At 66.4% G+C, this 17,811-nt stretch carries 14 protein-coding genes; 4 read left to right on the top strand and 10 right to left on the bottom strand.

From position 1 onward, the window contains the following. Positions 1-230: 230 nt before the first annotated feature. From AC3FNH_RS21630 to phaC, 3 genes are all read right to left on the bottom strand, one after another. Complete coding sequence (locus AC3FNH_RS21630) at positions 231-971, bottom strand: 3-ketoacyl-ACP reductase (protein WP_276097594.1); 741 nt, start codon at positions 969-971, stop codon at positions 231-233. A 73-nt stretch (positions 972-1,044) separates the two neighbouring features. Beyond that, entirely contained in the window at positions 1,045-2,226 is a 1,182-nt protein-coding gene (locus AC3FNH_RS21625) for an acetyl-CoA C-acetyltransferase (protein WP_488721508.1), read from the bottom strand. Positions 2,227-2,296: 70 nt separating this feature from the next. Further along, positions 2,297-4,090, bottom strand: a complete 1,794-nt coding sequence (gene phaC, locus AC3FNH_RS21620) for a class I poly(R)-hydroxyalkanoic acid synthase (protein WP_276097596.1) — start codon at positions 4,088-4,090, stop codon at positions 2,297-2,299. Positions 4,091-4,492: 402 nt separating this feature from the next. On the opposite strand from phaC, the gene AC3FNH_RS21615 reads away from it, so the two are divergent. Beyond that, a complete protein-coding gene (locus tag AC3FNH_RS21615; protein ID WP_276097597.1) occupies positions 4,493-4,726 on the top strand; it encodes a hypothetical protein in 234 nt (77 codons plus the stop codon). A 16-nt stretch (positions 4,727-4,742) separates the two neighbouring features. Here AC3FNH_RS21615 and pgeF read toward each other — a convergent pair whose 3' ends face one another. Together pgeF and AC3FNH_RS21605 are read right to left on the bottom strand one after the other, a co-directional pair. Then, positions 4,743-5,540 carry a peptidoglycan editing factor PgeF gene (pgeF, locus tag AC3FNH_RS21610; RefSeq protein WP_488721552.1) on the bottom strand — a complete coding sequence of 266 codons (798 nt, stop codon included), beginning with the start codon at positions 5,538-5,540 and terminating at the stop codon, positions 4,743-4,745. Next, positions 5,530-6,741: an RluA family pseudouridine synthase gene (locus AC3FNH_RS21605; protein WP_488721507.1), complete on the bottom strand. Its 1,212-nt coding sequence runs from the start codon at positions 6,739-6,741 to the stop codon at positions 5,530-5,532. Before AC3FNH_RS21605 ends, pgeF begins: the two co-directional genes overlap by 11 nt. Before the next feature lie 16 nt (positions 6,742-6,757). Between AC3FNH_RS21605 and AC3FNH_RS21600 the strand changes: the two genes are divergently transcribed. After that, the gene (locus AC3FNH_RS21600; RefSeq protein ID WP_211948054.1) at positions 6,758-7,588 is read left to right on the top strand and encodes an outer membrane protein assembly factor BamD; all 831 of its coding nucleotides are present in this window, start codon (positions 6,758-6,760) and stop codon (positions 7,586-7,588) included. 104 nt (positions 7,589-7,692) lie between these two features. Here the strand turns inward: AC3FNH_RS21600 and yoaA are convergent, their stop codons facing one another. The 3 genes from yoaA to AC3FNH_RS21585 form a co-directional block, all read right to left on the bottom strand. Further along, positions 7,693-9,885, bottom strand: a complete 2,193-nt coding sequence (yoaA, locus tag AC3FNH_RS21595; protein ID WP_488721551.1) for a DNA repair helicase YoaA — start codon at positions 9,883-9,885, stop codon at positions 7,693-7,695. A 74-nt stretch (positions 9,886-9,959) separates the two neighbouring features. Then, positions 9,960-10,163 (bottom strand): DUF465 domain-containing protein, encoded by a 204-nt coding sequence (locus AC3FNH_RS21590; protein WP_224079965.1) that lies wholly within the window; start codon positions 10,161-10,163, stop codon positions 9,960-9,962. A 54-nt stretch (positions 10,164-10,217) separates the two neighbouring features. After that, positions 10,218-11,051 (bottom strand): hypothetical protein, encoded by an 834-nt coding sequence (locus tag AC3FNH_RS21585; RefSeq protein WP_276097599.1) that lies wholly within the window; start codon positions 11,049-11,051, stop codon positions 10,218-10,220. A 164-nt stretch (positions 11,052-11,215) separates the two neighbouring features. Here AC3FNH_RS21585 and AC3FNH_RS21580 point away from each other — a divergent pair, with 164 nt between their 5' ends. Then, the gene (locus AC3FNH_RS21580; RefSeq protein ID WP_488721506.1) at positions 11,216-13,585 is read left to right on the top strand and encodes a Tex family protein; all 2,370 of its coding nucleotides are present in this window, start codon (positions 11,216-11,218) and stop codon (positions 13,583-13,585) included. Between the two features lie 48 nt (positions 13,586-13,633). Here the strand turns inward: AC3FNH_RS21580 and AC3FNH_RS21575 are convergent, their stop codons facing one another. Together AC3FNH_RS21575 and AC3FNH_RS21570 are read right to left on the bottom strand one after the other, a co-directional pair. Next, entirely contained in the window at positions 13,634-14,992 is a 1,359-nt protein-coding gene (locus AC3FNH_RS21575; protein ID WP_488721505.1) for an ATP-binding protein, read from the bottom strand. Next, positions 14,989-15,660: a response regulator gene (locus tag AC3FNH_RS21570; protein WP_488721504.1), complete on the bottom strand. Its 672-nt coding sequence runs from the start codon at positions 15,658-15,660 to the stop codon at positions 14,989-14,991. Before AC3FNH_RS21570 ends, AC3FNH_RS21575 begins: the two co-directional genes overlap by 4 nt. Positions 15,661-15,892: 232 nt before the next feature. Between AC3FNH_RS21570 and AC3FNH_RS21565 the strand changes: the two genes are divergently transcribed. Beyond that, positions 15,893-17,668, top strand: a complete 1,776-nt coding sequence (locus AC3FNH_RS21565; RefSeq protein ID WP_488721503.1) for a glycosyltransferase family 39 protein — start codon at positions 15,893-15,895, stop codon at positions 17,666-17,668. Positions 17,669-17,811 lie beyond the last annotated feature (143 nt).

Genomic DNA, 17,811 nt, shown 5'->3' with positions numbered 1-17,811 from the left:
GCCTTCGCCCCCGCGAAGGCCGCACGTTGCACGACAATGGTGCTGGCCGTGCCGCTGACCTGATTCTATGCCCAACAAAGCACTAAGAAAAGCCAGGTGGCTTAAGGAAAACCCGCACGCATAAACGCATTGCGGGCCCCGAAAGGCCCGCAATGCGATTCGACAGCAGTTTGTGCGCCGCGCTGGCTGCACCGCAAAAACGGCACCGCCGGCGCGGCACGCAGGACTCGTCAGCCCATGTGCAGACCGCCGTTCAGCGAGAAGTCGGCGCCCGTGGAGAAGCCCGACTCGTCCGACGCCAGCCACGCGCAGATGGACGCGATTTCCGACGGCTCGCCCAGGCGCTTCACCGGGATCGTCCCGACGATCTTGTCCAGCACGTCCTGGCGGATGGCCTTGACCATGTCAGTGGCGATATAGCCCGGCGAAACGGTGTTCACCGTCACGCCCTTGGTGGCCACTTCCTGGGCCAGCGCCATGGTGAAGCCGTGCAGGCCAGCCTTGGCGGTGGAGTAGTTGGTCTGGCCGAACTGGCCCTTCTGCCCGTTCACCGACGAGATGTTCACGATGCGGCCCCAGCCGCGATCGACCATGCCGTCGATCACCTGCTTGGTCACGTTGAACAGCGACGTCAGGTTGGTGTCGATCACCGCGTCCCAGTCGGCGCGGGTCATCTTGCGGAAGACCACGTCGCGCGTGATACCCGCATTGTTGACCAGCACATCCACCTCACCGACTTCCGACTTCACCTTGTCGAAGGCAGCCTTGGTCGAATCCCAGTCGGCCACGTTGCCCTCGGAGGCAACGAAGTCGAAGCCGAGCGCCTTCTGCTGCTCGATCCACCGTTCGCGACGCGGCGAATTGGGGCCGCAGCCGGCCACCACGCGGAAGCCATCCTTGGCGAGACGTTGGCAGATCGCGGTCCCGATGCCGCCCATACCGCCGGTCACATATGCAATGCGCTGAGTCATGTCCACTCCTTGATTGGCTCTTCGTTATCTTCGCCCGGGCCGCGCGAACCGCTGCGCGCCCGGGCGCACCCCATTAATTGCGTTCGACTGCCAGCGCCACGCCCATGCCGCCGCCGATGCACAGCGAGGCCAGGCCCTTCTTCGCGTCGCGGCGCTTCATCTCGTGCAGCAGCGTCACCAGGATACGGCAGCCCGATGCGCCGATCGGGTGGCCGATGGCAATGGCGCCACCGTTCACGTTGACCTTGGACGTGTCCCAGCCCATCTGCTGGTGCACGGCCAGTGCCTGCGCGGCGAAGGCCTCGTTGATTTCCATCAGGTCCAGGTCGCCCACGCCCCAGCCCGCACGCGACAGGCAGCGCTTGGAAGCCGGCACCGGGCCCATGCCCATGACCTTCGGGTCGACGCCGGCATTGGCGTAGGCCTTGATCGTGGCCAGCGGCGTCAGGCCCAGTTCCTTGGCCTTGGCGGCCGACATCACCACCACTGCAGCGGCACCGTCATTGAGGCCCGAGGCGTTGGCAGCGGTAACCGTACCGGCCTTGTCGAAGGCGGGCTTCAAGCCGGACATGCTGTCCAGCGTGGCGCCATGGCGGACGAATTCATCCGTCTTGAAGGCAACCGGGTCACCTTTGCGCTGCGGGATCATCACCGGGGCGATCTCGTCATCGAACTTGCCGGCCTTCTGCGCAGCCTCGGCCTTGTTCTGCGAGGCCACGGCGAACTCGTCCTGCGCTTCGCGGGTAATGCCGTATTCCTTGGCCACGTTCTCGGCGGTGATGCCCATGTGGTACTGGTTGTACACGTCCCACAGGCCGTCGACGATCATGGTATCGACGAGCTTGGCATCGCCCATGCGGAAGCCGTCGCGCGAGCCCGGCAGTACGTGCGGCGCGGCGCTCATGTTCTCCTGGCCACCGGCCACCACGATCTCCGCTTCACCGGACAGGATCGCATTAGCGGCCAGCATCACGGCCTTCAGGCCGGATCCGCACACCTTGTTGATAGTCATGGCCGGCACCGATGCGGGCAGGCCCGCCTTGATCGATGCCTGGCGTGCCGGGTTCTGGCCCGAGCCGGCCGTGAGCACCTGGCCCATGATCACTTCACTGACCTGCTCCGGCTTCACGCCTGCGCGCTCCAGCGCGGCCTTGATGGCGATGGCGCCCAGCTCCGGTGCGGGAATCTTCGCGAGCGAACCGCCAAACTTGCCTACGGCGGTACGGGCGGCGGAAACGATAACGATATCGGTCATTTGCAGTCCTCTCAATGGATATCTGGGGTGTTCGGCGGGCACGTCCCGTTACCGGGACCACCCGCAAGACTTATGCCTTGGCTCTGACGTAGCGGCCCGGCGCAGGTTCGATGGCCGGGTAACGGGCATTGCCGTAGCCGGTCGGCGCAGCGCGCTTGGCACCGGCCTGCTTGCCAAGCCAGGCCATCCAGTCCGGCCACCAGCTGCCGTGGTGCTCCTCGGCGCCGGCCAGCCACTCATGCGCCGAAGCGGGCAGTGCGTCATTGGTCCAGTGGCTGCGCTTGTTCTTGGCCGGCGGGTTGATGACGCCGGCGATGTGCCCGGACGCTCCCAGCACGAACCGCAGCTTGTTCTTGAGCAGCGCGGTCGACGAATAGGCCGCCGTCCACGGCACGATGTGGTCCTCGCGCGAGCCGTAGATGTAGGTCGGCACGTCGATGGCGCCGAGGTCGACCGGTGCGTCGCACACGGTCAGCTTGCCCGGCACCTTCAGCTCGTCCTGCAGGTAGGTGTGGCGCAGGTACCAGCAGTACCACGGCCCCGGCAGGTTGGTGGCATCGCCGTTCCAGAACAGCAGGTCGAACGGCACCGGCGTCTTGCCCTTCAGGTAGTTGTCGACCACATAGTTCCAGACCAGGTCGTTCGGGCGCAGGAACGAAAACGTATTGGCCAGTTCCACCCCGCGCAGCAGGCCGCAAGGTGCCCCCGCCGCGCCTCCGAGCGTGGCTTCGCGCAGCTGGACGTGGGCTTCGTCGACGAAGACGTCAAGAATGCCCGTGTCCGCGAAGTCCAGCAGCGTCGTCAGCAACGTCAGGCTGGCGACCGGGCGCTCGCCGCGCGACGCCAGCACGGCCAGCGCGGTCGAAATGATGGTACCGCCCACACAGAAGCCAAGCGCGTTGATCTGGTCCTGTCCGCTGATGTCGCGCGCCACCTCGATGGCGCGGATCGCCGCGTGCTCGATGTAGTCATCCCACGTACGCTCGGCCATGGTGTTGTCGGGATTGCGCCACGACACCAGGAACACGGTATGGCCCTGCTCCACCGCATGCCGCACCAGCGAGCTTTCCGGCTGCAGGTCGAGAATGTAGAACTTGTTGATGCAAGGCGGCACGAGCAGCAGCGGGCGCGCATAGACCTTATCGGTCAGCGGCTTGTATTGCAGCAGCTGGAAGAATTCGTTTTCATAGACGACTGCGCCTTCCGTGACCGCCATATTGCGGCCGACTTCGAACGCCGTCTCGTCCGTCTGCGAGATCTTGCCGCGGCCCAGGTCTTCCAGCATGTTGCGCAAGCCGGCCCGCAGCGATTCGCCGCCGGACTCGATCAGGCGGTGCTGGGCATCGGGATTGGTGGCAAGGAAATTGGCGGGCGACATGGCGTCCACCCATTGCGACACGGCAAAGCGGATGCGCTGGCGGGTCTTGGGATCCGCCTCGACGGCTTCCGCCATCTCCGTCAGCACGCGCGCATTGAGCAGATAGAACGCCGCGGTGTACCGGTACGGCGCATTCTTGTGCCAGGCCTCGCTGGCAAAGCGCCGGTCGTGCAGCTTGCCGGCGGATTCGGTATCGCCTTCCGCAAGACCACGCCACAACTCGGCAAAGTCGCGCATATAGCGCTGCTGGATTTCCGCGAGCTGTGCCGGGTCGATCTTGACGCCCGCCAGCGGGCTTGCAGCGAACGCCTCGAATCCCGCGAAACTGGGGAAGCCCGGGGGAAGCCCCGTGCCGTTGCTCTCAGGGCCTTGCCACTGACGGGACCACTCCAGCCACGTTGCTGGATCCAATGGCCCCGGCGGTAACTTGAACGGTTGGGACTTGCCTTCCGCTGTGGAAGCTGCCGCACCTTTGCCGGTCGCCATGATGTAAATGTCTCTCTGCCGTCACTATGTCGGACCGGCTCCCGGGACATTGCCCTGGCCGGCACTTATGCATCTGGAGACGCAATCCGGATGGACCTGGCGCTGCGCCCTTCGACCAGGCGCCCAGGACTCCCGCATGCAGCTATCCCTTCCATCTGGATAACGTCCCCTGCCCGGCTTGCACCGCAGTCTGGCATGGCAGCGCCATACGGTATGCTTGCCGGCAAAAACAAGGAATCTACGAGGGATTCCGCAACATTCGAGGTCATTGTTGCCTTGCAATGTACGCGCTGTCAATGCGGAAATCCGCATCGGCGCACACGCCCGGAAAACCTACCCCGCGGTAGGCGCTGTGCGGTGAATGACCAGCGCGCAAGCCTATCTGCAAAGGATGAAAGTTTCATGTACATCGTAGCCATCGGATGGCTCTACGTGGCGCTGATGATGGCGATCACCGAGCACAGCATCGTTGCCGGTGTCGCCACGTTCCTGCTCTATGGCGCGGGCCCGGTGGCGCTGGTGCTCTACATCATGGGGACGCCCGGCAGGCGGCAGCGCCGCAAGGCGGAGGAAGCGCGCGCAGAACGCGTACGCGAGGAGGAAAGCGCCGGGCGCGATGGCAGCGGGCCGCAATGAGCGGCCCGCTGCCGGCTCAGCTTGCCAGCCAGACGAGGCTGGCCATGCGGCCGGTCACACCGTCGCGCCGATACGAATAGAAGCGCTGCGGGTCGGATACCGTGCAGGCATCACCGCCGTAGATGTCCGAGCAGCCCGCGCGGACCAGGCGCGTGCGGGCCAGTGCATAGATGTCGGCCATGTACTTGCCTTCAGCGCGGGGCCGGAAGGCCGCGTCCACGGCCGCGTGCTCACCCGCGCGAGCCTGAGCCAGGAACGCATCCCGCACTTCGGCGCCGACCTCGAAGGCCTCGGGTCCGATCGCGGGCCCCAGCCACGCGAGCCAGCGCGACGAAGGCTTGCCGCGCGCTGCCTGCATGCGCGCGAGCGTGGCTTCGATCACGCCGTTGCACAAGCCCCGCCATCCGGCGTGCGCAGCACCGACCACAGTCCCTTCCACATCGCACAACAGCACTGGCAGGCAGTCCGCCGTCATGATCGCGCAGACCTGCCCGGGCTCGACGGCAACACTCGCATCGGCGCGCGGAGCCGCCGCACCCGGGCTTGCCAGATGGTCGACGGTGGCCACGACGCAGCCGTGCACCTGCTCCAGCCACAGCGGCATGGCCGGCAGGTGCGCGGCCAGCCGCGCACGGTTCTCGGCCACATGCGCGGGATCATCGCCGACATGCGTGCCAAGGTTGAGACCGCCCGGTTCCCCGCCGTCCAGCCCATACACGCCACGGCTCACGCCGCCCGCGCGCGTGGTCGACAACGCGCGCACCGAGGCGGGTGCCGGCCAGTCCGGCCGCAGCCACGCGGGATCAGTCGTCATCATCGTCCTCCCCATCGCCCCAGATAACCTCGGGGCCGTCTTCCCAGTCCTCATCCCAGTCTTCCTCCTCGGCATCGGCTTCACCACGGGAGAAATCGAGCGCATCGATCAGGGCCTGGAGGTCGTCCGGCGGCTGCGCGGTCCACGACACCGCCTTGCCCGTGGCCGGGTGGATCAGCCCCAGCTTGTAGGCGTGCAGGGCCTGCCGCTCGAACGGCACCGGCAGCGGCACGCGCACGGCGGGCCGCTGGCCGCGCTGCGTGGCGCGGAAGTAGACGGGATCCCCCACGAGCGGATGGCCGATCGACTCGAAATGCACGCGGATCTGGTGCGTGCGGCCGGTTTCGAGCTGGCACCGCACCATCGACACGAAGCTGCGCCCGAGCGGCACCGTCGCCAGCGTGCGGAAATGCGTGCGCGACGGCTTGCCGCTGCTGGTATGGACAATGGCCATGCGCGTGCGCTCGCGGGGATCGCGGCCGATCGGCGCATCGATCGTGCCTTCGTCGTAGGTGCGGCCCCAGACCAGCGCGATATACGTGCGCTTGACCGTGCGCGCCTGCAGCTGGCGCACCAGGTCGGTCTGCGCCGTCAGCGTGCGCGCCACCACCATCAGTCCCGAAGTTTCCTTGTCGAGCCGATGCACAATGCCCGCGCGCGGCAAGGCCGCCGCGGCAGGGTAGCGATGGAGCAGCCCGTTGAGGGCCGTGCCGCTCCAGTTGCCCGCGGCGGGATGCACCACCAGTCCCGCTGGCTTGTCGATGACGACCAGCGTTTCATCTTCGTACACGACGTCCAGCGGCACGTCTTCCGGGGCGAACGCCTGCGATTCCGGCGCGGCCTGCGGCTGTACCTCGATGCGGTTGCCCATCTGCACCGCGTCGCGCGGCCGGCGCACTTCGCCGTCGACGCGCACGGCTCCGCTTTCGATCCATTGCTGCAGCCGGCTGCGCGAGAATTCGCTGAAGTGCCGGGCCAGGAGCTTGTCCAGCCGCTCGCCATGTGCGGCGCTGTCGACTTCGAGAATCAACGGTACCGAAAGGTCTGACGCAGGTGCCGCCGGCACCTCGTCCGTCAGGTCTTCGGCTTCATCGTTGTCCGCAAGGGATGCCTGGACGCGCACCTGTTCGAGTGGGAGTCCGCCCGGGCCGGATTCCGGCTGGGGGCTTGGGCTATAATGCTTGACGCTATTTTTCTTCATCCGGGATACGTTGCCCATGCAATTGCTGAGCATGAAGCGCGCAAATTGGCGCGCGGGATTTGGAGCGATTCTGCTCGCAGGCGGCTGCGTCATGCTGTCGGCATGCGGCCTGCTCGCTGACCAGCCCGACGAGACTGCCGGCTGGTCGGCCAACAAATTATATTCGGAAGCCAAGGACGCCCTGGACGGCGGCGACTACACGCGCGCCGTGAAGCTGTACGAAAAGCTCGAGGGCCGCTACCCGTTCGGCCGCTATGCGCAGCAAGCGCAGATCGATACCGCCTACGCCAGCTACAAGGACGGCGAGACGGCGGCGGCCCTGGCCGCGGTGGACCGCTTCATCCAGCTGCACCCGAGCCACCCGAACATCGATTACGCCTACTACCTCAAGGGCCTGATCAACTTCAACGACAACCTGGGCTGGCTGGGCCGCTTCTCCGGCCAGGACCTGAGCGAGCGCGACCCGAAGGCCGCGCGCGCGGCATATGACGCCTTCAATACGCTTGTCACGAAGTACCCGGACAGCAAGTACACGCCTGACGCCACCGCGCGCATGCAGTACATCGTCAACTCGCTGGCCCAGCACGAAGTTCACGCCGCCCGCTACTACTACAAGCGCGGGGCCTATCTTGCCGCAGTCAACCGGGCCCAGCAGTCGCTCAAGGACTACGACGGCGCCCCCGCCAACGAGGAAGCGCTGTACATCATGATCCGCTCGTACGACTCGCTCGGCATGAAGGACCTGCGCGACGATACGGCACGCGTGATGGAACGCAACTTCCCGAACAGCGACTACATCAAGTACGGCGAGCGCCGCAAGGACAAGTCCTGGTGGGAAGTGTTCTGATGGATGGCGACGCAGGGCACTGACCCTGCAGCACACACGCGAACGGGACAGATCCGCAAGGATCTGTCCCGTTTCTTGTTGGCCGATGCGATGGACGAAGCGACTCAGTCCTGCTGCGCGCCGCCCTTGTCTTCGCCCTGACTCCCGCCCATCTCGCTACCCCGCAGCGACTCGAGGAAGCGCACCACGGTCTGCGCCTCGCGCGTGCGCGTGAACGGCGGCAGGCTTTGCCAGATCTGGCGGCCATAGGGCTTCTCGACCAGCCGCGTATCGCAGATGGCGAGCACGCCGCGGTCGGATTCCGAGCGGATCAGCCGCCCGGCGCCCTGCTTCAGCGTGATCACCGCATGCGGCAGCTGGTGTACCGCAAACGGGCTCAGGCCCTTCTTCTGCAGCACTTCCATGCGCGCCGCGAGCACCGGGTCGTCGGGCGGCGCGAACGGCAGCTTGTCGATGATCACGAGGGACAGCGCCTCGCCCCGCACGTCCACGCCTTCCCAGAAGCTCTGGCTGCCCACCAGCACGGCATTGCCCAGTTCGCGGAAACGGTCAAGCAGTTCCGTGCGGCTGGCCTGGCCCTGCACCAGCAGCGGCAGTTCGAGGCCGCGCTCGGCAAAGGCATCGTAGAGCAGGTCCGAGGCACGCTGCACAGCGCGCAAGGTCGTGCACAACAGGAAGGTGCGCCCGCCGGCGGCCTCGATCAGCGGCAGCGCCGCCGCCACCACGGCATCGGTGAACTGCGCAGAATTTGGCGGCGGCATGTCGCGCGGCACGTACAGCAGGCCCTGCTTGCCGTAGTCGAACGGGCTCGGCAAGGTCAGCGAGTTGTCCTTGTTGAGTCCCAGTTGCGCGGCATAGTGCGTGAAGTTGCCTTTCACCGACAGCGTGGCCGACGTGAACACCCAGGCACGCGGATGCCCTTCGCGCTGGCGCGTGAAGATAGGCGCGATCGACAACGGCGTGCGGTGCAGCTGCACCGTGTGCGAGAACACTTCCACCCAGCGCACGGTCTCCGGGCCGAATTGCGCCGGTGCTGCCGGCGGCGTTGCTTCAGGCTCCGGGGCCGCTTCTCCGCCAGCGTCAGGCACTTGCGCTGCAGGCGCTGCAAACGCCTTGCCTTCATCGCGCCACGCTTCCAGCCGCTGCTGCAGCTCGACCGCACGCCGGTGGCATTGCTGCAGTGTCTCGGCCCGTTCCGCCTGGCTTTCGAGATGCTCGACGAAGGTCGACAACGCCTCTTCCAGGGCATCAAGCGTGTCGAAAAATGGTTCGCCAATGCGCCGGTCGGCCTCGATCTGCCCCAGCGCCAGCCGCGCGTTCTCCTTGCCAAAAGCCAGCCGCAGGTCACGCGTGGCACGCTCCAGCGGCGCCGCAATGCCAACCCAGTCGACGGCATCACGCGCATGCGACAGCCCTTCGGCCACGGTGTCGCGGCAGATCTCCAGCAGCTGGCTGGTCGACAGCGTCTCGCCGAAGAACAGCGTCGCCGTATCGGGCAACTGGTGCGCCTCGTCGAAGATGATCGTGTTCGCCGCCGGCAGCAGTTCGGCCATGCCGGTGTCGCGCAGCACCACATCGGCAAAGAACAGGTGGTGATTCACCACCACCACGTCGGCCTGCTGGGCTTCCTTGCGGGCCCGCATGACGAAGCAGTCCTTGTAGTTCGGGCACTCCGAGCCCAGGCAGTTATCACGCGTGGAGGTCACCAGTTGCCACACCGGCGCGTTCTCGGGCACCGCGGCCAGTTCGGCCTTGTCGCCCGATGACGTGGTCTTGGCAAAGCGCGCGATCTCGCGCAGCCACGCCGCGTCCTGCTTGGAAGCCAGCCGGCCATTGGCCTGCGCGCGCTCGAGGTGATAGTGGCACAGATAATTGGCCCGGCCCTTGAGCAGAGATACCGAGATCGGCACGTTCAGCGCGCGCCGCACGGTCGGGATATCGCGCAGGAAAAGCTGGTCCTGCAGGTTCTTGGTACCGGTGGAAAGCACCACCTTGCCGCCCCAGAGCATGGCGGGAACCAGGTAGGCGAATGTCTTGCCCGTACCCGTTCCCGCCTCGACGATCACGGTGTCGCTGCGCTCGATCGCGCCGGCCACGGCCTCGGCCATTTGCTGCTGCGAAGCACGTGGACGATAGCCGGGAATGCCCTGGGCAAGGGTGCCGGTCTCGGCAAAGATCTTGGCCAGTTCGCTGGCGTGGTCGGCAGGCACCGCGGACGCGGGAACCAGTTCCGCCTGCGCAGGCACCGGGCTTTCGGCGTCGGCGTCCGGTTCTGGCAGGTCGGTCGGATCGGTCAGGATGGTCAAGGCTGGTAAGGCTTGGGGTTCGGTATGGCGCCATGTGGCGCTGGCAGTGCCGGCGTGCGCTGCACTCAGGCCGGCACGTCGGGTTCGAGCTGGAGCTGCAGCAGGGTGATGGCGTCCTTCAGCTTGAGGCGGCGCTTCTTGAGCCGCCTGAGCTGCAGTTCGTCGTGGGTCGGATCCTCCGCCAGCCGGTCGATCAGGAAATCCAGATCGCGGTGCTCGATCTGCAGGTCCATGATCTGCCGTTCGAGCGTGTTCAGGTTACTGTCCATGTGCATCTCCCCGCCGCATCTGCCCAACACAGGCTGGCATGACCCCTGGCCGGCTCAGAAGCCAAAGGGGCGCGGCGCCGAGGCCTGCCCCTGCTGTGCCTTCGCCTTGGCGCGGCGCTCGTCCTGGTCCTTCTGGCGCTGCTCTGCCTCGCGCTGCTTGGCCTCGTACGCCTTGACATTTTCCTCGCGCTGGCGCGCCTGCTCCGCGCCCTTGCTCTGCGCCTCGCGCATGCGGGCGTCGAAGTCAGCCTGCTTTTGCTGGTACGCCTGCGCGTTGGCCGAGCGCTTCGGCGCATCGGCCTGATGCTGCGCGTCACGCAGTTGCTGTTGCTGCTGCTTCTTCTCGAAGGCTTCGCGGCTGGCCTGCTCGTTCGCACTGCGCCCTGGCTGGCCCGCCTCGAATTCGGCACGGCGCAACGCCTGTTCGCGGTCGCGGTCAGCCGCCCGCTGGGCGCGCTCGGCATCACCCACCTCAAGTTCGCGCTGGCGCAACACCTGCAATTCCTGCCGCTGGATTTCCTTCGCCTGGTCGATGCAGTGCGTGACGAAGAACTTGTCGTAACAGGCGCGTTCCGCCGTGGCGAAGCGGTAGTTGGTCCACGCGCGTGAATCGCCGATCGCCTTGCGCTCGGCGGCAAAATCACGCGGTACCGCCGACGGCGCGGAGGCCTGCGCCGCACTGTCCGACAGCGGCGCCAGCGTGCCGGCGCCGACCACGCTCAGCCATAGCGCGGCGACGGCAAACAGGCGTGCAGGCTGCATTTGCCGACCGGCTCGGTGCGGGATGGAGCAGGACGGGCGCGCGGCGGGAAACATGGCCAGGGTTGCCGTGTCGCGGACGGCCATCGGCATGGCGGGCGCGGCGGCCGGATGGGGCTTGAAGGTCATGCCCGAATTCTAGCATCCGCCCTGCCCTGCGCCTTGCAGGGCCGCTCGCAGCGTGCCGCAAGATACACGCCCTGAAATAGTCCCTCTTCTGCCGGGGACAGGCACCGCGCTTGTGGCAAAATGCCCCGCTTTCGACTGACCGCTTCCGACAGACCGAATTCCCGATGTCCAATCTGCCCGCATCCGTTTCGCAAAAGATTGTGTCGCTCATCGCGGCTGAACTGACCGTTCAACCCCGCCAGGTAGCGGCTGCCGTGGCCCTGCTCGACGAAGGCGCGACCGTTCCGTTCATCGCGCGCTACCGCAAGGAAGTGACCGACAACCTGGACGACACCCAGCTGCGTACGCTGGAAGAGCGCCTGCTGTACCTGCGCGACATGGAAGAGCGTCGCCTGGCCATCCTGGCCTCGATCGAGGAGCAAGGCAAGCTCACACCGGAACTGCGTACCGCGATCGAGTCCGCCGAAACCAAGCAGGCACTCGAAGACCTCTACCTGCCCTACAAGCCCAAGCGCCGCACGCGCGCCCAGATCGCGCGCGAGTGCGGGCTGGAGCCGCTGGCCCAGGCACTGCTGGCCGACCCGACGCTGGACCCGCAGACCGAAGCGGCCAAGTACGTCAACGGCAACCCGACCGCCGATGGCGGCGTGCCCGACGTCAAGGCAGCGCTGGACGGCGCGCGCGACATCCTGTCCGAACAGTTTGGCGAAACCGCCGAGCTGCTGGGCAAGCTGCGCGAGCACCTGTGGAACAACGGCGTGGTCAGCTCCACGGTGATGGAAGGCAAGGAAACCGCCGAGGAAGAGAAGTTCCGCGACTACTACGAGTACAGTGAAACCATCCGCACCGTGCCGTCGCACCGCGCGCTGGCGCTGTTCCGCGGCCGCAACGCGGGCGTGCTGATGGTCAAGCTGGGGCTGGGCGAAGAACAGGATGCGCTGGTGCCGCACCCGTGCGAAGGCATGATCGCGCGCCACGTGGGCATCCAGAACCAGGGCCGCCCCGCCGACAAGTGGCTTGGCGATGTGTGCCGCTGGTGCTGGCGCGTGAAGGTGCAGCCGCACCTGGAAACCGAGCTGCTGACCCAGCTGCGCGAAACCGCCGAAAGCGAAGCCATCAAGGTGTTCGGACGCAACCTGCATGAGCTGCTGCTGGCCGCGCCCGCCGGCCCCAAGGCCGTGATGGGCGTCGACCCGGGCATCCGCACCGGCTGCAAGGTGGCCGTGGTCGACGTGACCGGCAAGCTGCTGGAGACCGCGACCATCTACCCGCATGAGCCGCGCCGCGACTGGAACGGCTCGCTCGCCACGCTGGCGCGCATGGCCAAGCAGCATGGCGTGGCGCTGGTCTCGATCGGCAACGGCACCGCGAGCCGCGAAACCGACAAGCTGGTGCAGGACCTGATGCGCCAGGCGCCCGACCTGAAGCTCACCAAGATCGTCGTGAGCGAAGCCGGTGCGTCGGTGTACTCGGCATCGGAACTGGCCGCCAAGGAATTCCCCGAGCTTGACGTGTCGCTGCGCGGCGCGGTGTCGATCGCGCGCCGCCTGCAGGACCCGCTGGCCGAACTCGTCAAGATCGATCCGAAGTCGATCGGCGTGGGCCAGTACCAGCACGACGTGAACCAGCGCGAGCTGGCCCGCACGCTCGATGCCGTGGTCGAGGACTGCGTGAACGCCGTCGGCGTGGACGTCAATACCGCATCGGCACCGCTGCTGGCGCGCGTGTCCGGCCTGAATACGGTGCTGGCGCGCAATATCGTCGAGTACCGCGATGCCAACGGCGCCTTCTCCAACCGCGACGCGCTGAAAAAGGTGCCGCGCCTGGGCGACAAGACCTTCGAGCAGGCTGCCGGCTTCCTGCGCGTCAACAATGGCGACAATCCGCTGGATCGCTCGTCGGTGCACCCGGAAGCCTATCCGGTGGTCAAGCGCATCCTGGACCATATCAAGAAGGGCCTGTCGGACGTCATGGGCAACCGTGAGGCGCTGCGCGGCCTGTCGCCGGCGCAATTCACGGATGAATCGTTCGGCCTGCCGACCGTGCGCGACATTCTCGCCGAACTCGAAAAGCCGGGCCGCGACCCGCGCCCCGAATTCAGGACCGCCACCTTCCAGGAAGGCGTGGAGGACGTGAAGGACCTGCAGCCCGGCATGATCCTCGAAGGCGTGGTCACCAACGTGGCGGCGTTCGGCGCGTTCGTCGACATCGGCGTCCACCAGGACGGCCTGGTGCATATCTCGGCGCTGTCGAGCAAGTTCGTCAAGGACGCGCACGAAGTGGTCAAGGCTGGCCAGATCGTCAAGGTCAAGGTGATGGAAGTGGACGTCAAGCGCAACCGCATCGGCCTGAGCATGCGGCTGGATGATGAACCGGGCCAGACGTCGTCGCGCCCGTCAGGCGATCGTGGCGATCGCGGCGGTCAGCGCCAGGGCGGCAAGGGCTTCGGCAATGGCTTCGGCAATGGCGGTGCTCGCCGCGAGGCCGAGCCCGCCGGCGCCATGGCTGCGGCGTTTGCCAAGCTCAAGCGCTGAACTGGCTGGCCTGCATCCGGTCGAGAACGCCCCGCACGGGGCGTTTTTTTATGTCCGCTCGCCGCCGCGGAAAATGCGTACGGCCAGGCCCGAACGGCCATCGGCACGGTTGGCGAATGCAATCCCCAATCCGTGCAGCCGCGCCACACGCTTTGCAATCGAGATGCCGAGCCCATGCCCCTGTTCGCGCTGGCCGCCGGCGCGGAAGAAGCGATCGCCCAGTCGCGCGAGGACCTCTGGCGCCGCACCCGGCCCTTCATCGCAGACGACAATGGCATCGGCACGGAAATCCATGGTGACCATGGCACCCGCGGGGCTATAGCGGATCGCATTGTCCAGCAGGTTGCGCAGCATCAGCCCGAGCAGGTTCGGGTCTCCGGCCAGCGGCAAGGGCACCACGCCGGCCGGCGGCCAGATCAGCTCCACGTCGACCTTCCTGCGTTGCGCCAGCGCCAGGCAATCCGACAATGCCTGCTGCGCGATGGGCTGCCAGTTCACGTCTTCGGGCAAAGCCAGCGCCGAGGCATCTTCGAGCCGGCTCATGGTCAGCAGTTGAGACACCAGCCGGCTCATCCGGTCGATGCCGGACTCCACATTGGCACGCGCCCGGGCACGCTCGCCCTCGTCCGGCGAACGCTGCGCGATTTCCCACTGCGCCTTCAGCGCGGCCAGCGGCGTGCGCATTTCGTGCGCGGCATCGGCCGTGAGGCGCCGCTCGTGCTCGATCGAATCGGATACGCGAACCAGCAGCCGGTTCATGGCGTTGACCAGCGGCACCAGTTCGCCAGGCACCCCCGCCAGGCCCAGCGGCTGGGGGTCATGCGGAGAACGGCTCTCGATCTCCGTGGAAAGCGCACGCACCGGCGCCATCGCGCGCCGCATGAACAAGATCAGCACGCCGATCAGTACGGGCAGGCCCACCGCCCACGGCACCACCTGCGCCGCGGTATAGGACAGGATCAGCTCGTTGCGCTCGCCCAGCTTCTGCCCGATACAGACGCGCCAGCCGGTCACGTCGTCGTCGAGGTAGTACAGCCGCCAGCGATGGCCGTCGATGCGCTGGTTCGTGAACCCTTTGATGCCTTTGGCTGGCGGCAGGCGATCCCCGTCCGGATCGATATGCATGGGCGTGCCATCGGGCAGCCACGCGGCTATCGCGAGGTCGCCCAGGCCTGCATCGCCCTGGTCTCCTCCGGCAATCGCCGGTAGCCTGGCCCGCGACGGCGCCGCCGTGATGTCGACCAGCGGCACCAGCGAGTGCATCTGCATCGCCATGCGGACCATGTCGGTGTCGTACAGCTCGTTGATCTCGTGCCGGGCCCGCACGTACGTCATGGCAATGGTCAGCAGCCATACCACCGGCGTCACGATCAGCACGGCCACGATCAGGCGCCGCTGCAGCGTCATGCGCAGTCCTCGGCCGCGCCCAGCGTGTAGCCGGCGCCGCGGAATGTGCGCACGATCTTCGGATGGATCTTGCGGCGCAGATGATGGATATGGACTTCGAGCGTGTTGCTTTCCAGCCCGGCCTGCCAGTCATAAAGTTTGTCGCGCAGGAAATCGCGCGTCAGCAGGCGGTTCGGATGCGCCAGCAGCAATTCCAGCAGCATGGCCTCGCGGCTGGTCAGGTCCACGGGCTTGCCCTGCCAGAAAGCCTGCCGCGCAGCCGGGTGGAACTCGAGTGCCCCATGCCGCCAGACCGGCGCCGAGTTCCCTGCCGCCCGGCGCGTCATGGCGCGCAGCCGCGCGGCCAGTTCATCGAGGGAAATTGGCTTGACCAGGTAGTCGTCCGCGCCGGTGTCCAGGCCGCTGATGCGGCTTTCGATCGCGTCGCGTGCCGTCAGCACCAGCACCGGAATCTGGCAGCCCCGCTCACGCCAGCGCCTGAGCCACGTCATGCCGTCGTCGCCCGGCAGCCCAAGGTCCAGCACCACGGCGTCGTATTGCACCACGCCAAGCGCATGATCCGCCTCGGCGCCGGTAGTAAACCAGTCGACGACATATCCCATCAGTTGCAGCCCGTGCAGCAACCCGTCCCCCAGCATGGGGTCGTCTTCAACAATAAGAATTCTCATTTCCAGGCCCCGATTTTTTGGCGATATCAGCCAATAGAGGGCGTTAAGGCCGCGGCAAGTCACGCAACCGTCATTCTTGCCTAATTCTCCTTAATCTGCCATTAAGGTTCGTCACTTATCCTCCCATGTTGCCCTGAACCGGCCGCTTGTCCGATTTTCATCCGACAATCGTTGCCACACGGCATTACCCGGTTTCCGGCCCCGTCATTCGCCACGCCACCCATCTTCCTTCATGCTTCAAGGTTCCGACCGCATGACGAGCGAGCACGATTCGCTTGCCGCGCAAGCCGCCCTGCCGTGGCACAGGCGCCGCTTCGGCGGTGTTCCGCTGATGGTGCTGGCCGGCGTCAGCGCGGTGGTCGCGCTGCTGTGGTTCGGCACGCTGGGCATACGCCACCTGATCGGACCCGATGAAGGCCGCTACGCCGAAATCGCCCGCGAGATGTTCGTCAGCGGCGACTGGGTGACGATTCGCTACAACGCGCTGAAGTACTTTGAAAAGCCGCCGTTCCACATGTGGGTAACGGCGCTGTCCTATGTGCTGTTTGGCATTGGGGACTGGCAGGCGCGGTTGTGCGTGGCCCTGGCCGGCGCCATCGGCCTGCTGGCATCGATGCTGGCTGCCCACCGCTGGTTTGGCGCGCGCGCCGCGCTGCTGACCGGGCTGGTTCTGGTCGCCGCGCCCATGTGGAGCGTGGCGGCACACTTCAACACGCTGGACATGACGTTGTCCGGAGCCATGGCCTGCGTGCTGGCGTTCATGCTGCTTGCGCAGCACCCCGATGCCACGCCGGCCGCACGCCGCAACTGGATGCTGGCATGCTGGCTGGCCATGGGCGTGGCGATCCTGACCAAGGGACTGGTCGGCATGGCGCTGCCGGGGCTGGTGCTCGTGATCTACACGCTCATCACCCGTGACCTGGCCCTTTGGCGACGCCTGCATCTGGTGAGCGGCATCGTGCTGATGCTGCTAGTCACGGTGCCGTGGTTCTGGCTGGTGTCGGAACGCAATCCGGAATTCCTGCGCTTCTTCTTCATCCACGAGCACTGGGAGCGCTATACCTCGAACGTGCATTCGCGCAAGGGCCCACTGCTCTACTTCGTGCCGCTCGTGCTCGGCGGCTTCCTGCCGTGGCTGGGCCTGGTTCCGCGCATGTGGCGCGCGGTGCGCGAGCGTGCCGGCGTGAGCGCCGAAGTGGGCGCCGGCAGTGCGCCGCGGCCGTTCCAGCCCGCCCTGCTCGCCGCCATCTGGGCCGTCGCCATCTTTGTCTTCTTCAGCCTTTCGCACTCGAAGCTGCCCGGCTATATCCTGCCGGTCTTCCCGGCGCTGGGCATGCTTGGCGGCGTGGCGCTGGATTCGATCAATGAACGGTCCTGGCGCCGCCAGCTCGTGGCCGGCCTGGTGATTGGAATCATCGGGCTGCTGGCCAGCCCCATCGTCGCCACGCTCAATTCGAACAACACCCCCAATGCGCTGTATCGCGCCTACGCCGTCTGGGCTGCCGTCGCCTTCGTGCTGATCATCGCGAGCGCGCTCGTTGCGCGCTGGCTGCTGCAGCGGCGCGGACTGATGGCAAGCATCACGGTCTATGCGGTTGGCATCTACATCGCCTTCACGGCGGCGTTGCTCGGGCACGAAGTCATCGGCCGCTCTGCGTCGGGCATCGACATGATCGCACCCGTGGCGCGCGTGCTGCGGCCCGACATGAAGCTCTACAGCGTGCGCGTGCTGGACCATACGCTGCCGTTCTACCTGCGCCACCCGCTGGTGATGGTGGAGCGCCCCGACGAGCTTGAGTTCGGCGTCACCCAGGAGCCGCAGAAATGGCTGCCGACCACCGCGGCATTCCTCGCCGCGTGGCAGGACGGCCAGCCCGCCATGGCGATCATGTCGCCGGACACCTTCGCCGAACTGAGCCAGCGCGCGCCGATGGTCGTGGTGGCACGCGACTGGCGCCGCGTGGCCGTGGCCAACTTTGCCGTGAATGCACCGGCACAACAACGCTAGGCTGGCTCCCGAGCCCGGCCTATCCTTACGCTTAACCCATGCAACAGCCCACTTCCATGCAAGCCAAGAAAGTCCTCATCCTTGGCGTCAACGGCTTCATCGGCCACCACCTGACGCGCCGCATCCTGGAAACCACGCCGTGG

The sequence above is a fragment of the Cupriavidus sp. 22TCCZM01-5 genome (assembly GCF_057798915.1).
The sequence above is the reverse complement of the archived record's forward strand: the minus strand, read 5'-3'. Positions and strand labels throughout refer to the sequence as shown.

Bases quoted from the DNA above. Each gene is read 5' to 3' on its own strand.
- AC3FNH_RS21630 (WP_276097594.1), bottom strand. From the start codon at position 971: ATGACTCAGCGCATTGCATATGTGACCGGCGGTATGGGCGGCATCGGG.
- AC3FNH_RS21625 (WP_488721508.1), bottom strand. From the start codon at position 2,226: ATGACCGATATCGTTATCGTTTCCGCCGCCCGTACCGCCGTAGGCAAG.
- phaC (WP_276097596.1), bottom strand. From the start codon at position 4,090: ATGGCGACCGGCAAAGGTGCGGCAGCTTCCACAGCGGAAGGCAAGTCC.
- AC3FNH_RS21615 (WP_276097597.1), top strand. From the start codon at position 4,493: ATGTACATCGTAGCCATCGGATGGCTCTACGTGGCGCTGATGATGGCG.
- pgeF (WP_488721552.1), bottom strand. From the start codon at position 5,540: ATGACGACTGATCCCGCGTGGCTGCGGCCGGACTGGCCGGCACCCGCC.
- AC3FNH_RS21605 (WP_488721507.1), bottom strand. From the start codon at position 6,741: ATGAAGAAAAATAGCGTCAAGCATTATAGCCCAAGCCCCCAGCCGGAA.
- AC3FNH_RS21600 (WP_211948054.1), top strand. From the start codon at position 6,758: ATGCAATTGCTGAGCATGAAGCGCGCAAATTGGCGCGCGGGATTTGGA.
- AC3FNH_RS21590 (WP_224079965.1), bottom strand. From the start codon at position 10,163: ATGGACAGTAACCTGAACACGCTCGAACGGCAGATCATGGACCTGCAG.
- AC3FNH_RS21585 (WP_276097599.1), bottom strand. From the start codon at position 11,051: ATGACCTTCAAGCCCCATCCGGCCGCCGCGCCCGCCATGCCGATGGCC.
- AC3FNH_RS21580 (WP_488721506.1), top strand. From the start codon at position 11,216: ATGTCCAATCTGCCCGCATCCGTTTCGCAAAAGATTGTGTCGCTCATC.
- AC3FNH_RS21575 (WP_488721505.1), bottom strand. From the start codon at position 14,992: ATGACGCTGCAGCGGCGCCTGATCGTGGCCGTGCTGATCGTGACGCCG.
- AC3FNH_RS21570 (WP_488721504.1), bottom strand. From the start codon at position 15,660: ATGAGAATTCTTATTGTTGAAGACGACCCCATGCTGGGGGACGGGTTG.
- AC3FNH_RS21565 (WP_488721503.1), top strand. From the start codon at position 15,893: ATGCTTCAAGGTTCCGACCGCATGACGAGCGAGCACGATTCGCTTGCC.